This is a genomic window from Bacillus sp. SRB_8 (assembly GCF_003264205.1).
In the GTDB taxonomy this organism is placed as follows: domain Bacteria; phylum Bacillota; class Bacilli; order Bacillales; family Bacillaceae_G; genus Bacillus_A; species Bacillus_A mycoides.
In genome coordinates this window covers 1-2578 of sequence record NZ_NADT01000066.1, presented here as the reverse complement: position 1 = coordinate 2578, position 2578 = coordinate 1, and the positions used below count along the sequence as shown (strand labels likewise).

The 2578-nt window shown below is 34.0% G+C and carries 2 protein-coding genes; both read right to left on the bottom strand.

All coding sequences use genetic code 11. From position 1 onward, the window contains the following. Window positions 1-65: 65 nt before the first annotated feature. Complete coding sequence (locus B5P40_RS30500) at window positions 66-752, bottom strand: IS6 family transposase (protein ID WP_002193654.1); 687 nt, start codon at window positions 750-752, stop codon at window positions 66-68. 585 nt (window positions 753-1337) lie between these two features. Continuing rightward, window positions 1338-2288 (bottom strand): hypothetical protein, encoded by a 951-nt coding sequence (locus B5P40_RS30490; protein ID WP_113710448.1) that lies wholly within the window; start codon window positions 2286-2288, stop codon window positions 1338-1340. Window positions 2289-2578: the final 290 nt, after the last annotated feature.

Below are 2578 nucleotides of genomic sequence, written 5' to 3'. Positions count from 1 at the left end.
CCCTAAAGTGGTTCTGCTGCAAAGTTTGAAAAAGCATAAACAGGTTGATAAATGAGGAACAATGTTTAGGAAGTAGCTAGTAATTGTTGAAGTTCATTGTACGTTGAAAAGGCGGAGTCTCTTTGAAGACTTCGCCTTTGTTTATATAGGGCATGAATGGTTTCGATTCCTTTGATTGTACGTGAAGCATGACGAAGATTTTGAAATCCTGCGGATTTGACAAAACATCGCTTGATATGTCTATGGTCCTGTTCGATGAGATTATTGAAATGCTTAACGGTGCAATGTTTCGTATGCACATAAAAACCGTTATTTTTCAGTTTTTTGAGCGCACAAAGTAGGGCTGGAGCCTTGTCTGTTGTGAGAACCGTTGGTTCTCCAAAAGTTTTCACTAACCTTTTCATAAACATATAGGCGGCTTGATGATCCCTTGTTTTACGAAGTTGGATATCCAAGGTGTACCCTTCTCGATCAATCGCACGATAAAGATAACACCACTCTCCTTTGACTTTGATGTAGGTCTCATCTAAATGCCATACGAAATGTGCTGATTTATTTTTCTTCTTCCAAATTTGATAAATTAAATCTCCATATTCATGAACCCAACGCATGATGGTTGTAGGATGAACCGATATTCCACGTTCTCTCAAAAGTTCAGATACATCGCGATAACTTAAAGAAAAACGACAATAGTAGCCTACGGCTACCAAAATAATACCTTTTTTAAATTGTTTTCCTTTAAAGTACCCCATGTATCATTCGCCTCATCTCAATTTCCCTACAGTTTAGCTCAGCTCAAAAAACTTTGCAACAGAACCGGAACGATTAAGTAACACGAATTCAACTGGAATTCGTACTAAAATTGCAAGTACCTTCTATTTTAGAAGTGGAAATGTCTTTAATAGGGTTTACGCCCCATCACAATCAAGCTAAGAAAAGCAAATACCCCAAAACGAGAAAATTGGCATCTCCAGGTGAAAAGGTACAATTTTTTATTTTGGGGTGCTATAAAATTTTTAAGTTGATGGACATGGGGTCACCATATCAAAAAAAGAAAATTGTACGTTTGGACACAATCTGGACACATTCTTATTTGTAATAGAAAAGGCACCCGAATGAGTGCCTTTTCTTTGGTTTATAATCTTATTTTTTTAATTAGATTGAAAATGCTAAATGATAAACACTTTATAATTTATTTAAATCTACATATTTAGTACGACCAGATTCATAGTAGTAATATAAATCAACATTATCATATCTGTGTGTGAATCTACCAGAGTATAAGTAGTTATCCCCATCTGCTAGTGATAATGAAGCTGAACCTGATTTTCTGTCTTTTACTTAGATGTAAGTGCAACTAAGACATCAACTGGATACTCAACTGAGTCTTTTACTTTGTATTTAAATGGAGATTGTTTACCCAACGCTTTAAATACTTGATTTGTAGGTTCATTATTTTCCCAATCAGATATCCATTTTTGTAATCCTGCACCTGGAGCAACTGAGTAATTAGCTACTTGTTGATATAATGCTGTTCTATATTGATCATATGCATAATCAGCAGGCTTTGGATTAAAGTCAAATGTTTTTGTAACGGTACTTTCTGAATTTAGAGTAAAACCATAACCAAAACTTGCAGTTAATGATTGATTTACTTTTGCAACCCCCTCAAGACCTACTTCCATCCCAATTGTATATGATAATCCTACAGTTACATTATGCGAAACACCACTTGTAACTGCTTTGCTCCAATGATAACCTGAATTTTTATCTATTACATTTGAATCAATTAATTTCCAGCTCACATTTTTCTTTAATTTAGTATCGGATAAAGCAGGATTAGTTTTAGGAATTGCTATTGAATATAATACCTCTCCTTTATTTGCTGTTTTACTATATGATTCTCCATCTTGAAGCCAAGTACCATCAGCTTTTAAAATCTTATAGCCTTCATATTTAATTACATTATTGATACTAGTTCCATTCTCATTAGCAACTACATCTACATATACATAATCAATTAAAGCTCCATCGTTTGTAGACACATGCCATTCATTAGGAAACTCTTCATAAGGACCTGTAGGAATGTAAGGAAGCGCCATACCATTTCGCTGAATTTGTTCTGCCGTCATAGGTGCTTTTGCCTCTTGAGAACTTATTACTACTGGAAGGTTTCCTACTTTCGTAGGAGTATCAGTAGCCGCAGAAGAAAATCCTGGTGCTACGAATAAAGCTGTACTTAATACAAATGCTGCAGGAATCATTTTTTTCATATTTATACGATTCATGTTATCTTTCCCCTTTTTTTATTATTTCTAGAAGAATAAGTTATATGTTACTTATAATTTCTACTGTCGATTAAACTAAGATCAATTTCGATAAATTTATCTTAGTCTATAAATCTTTCAAAAGACTTTCGTAAATGTTACAAAAGTCTTGCAAATATATAATAAAAGAGTATCTAAATGTTTTTCTGATTCCTAAAAAACTTGCGGCTTATCCACGGTAGAATAGATTATCTGTAACTTTACGTGAAATAGGAAGGATTGAAAGAACGGTTCTGGTGCGAAAACTTCAA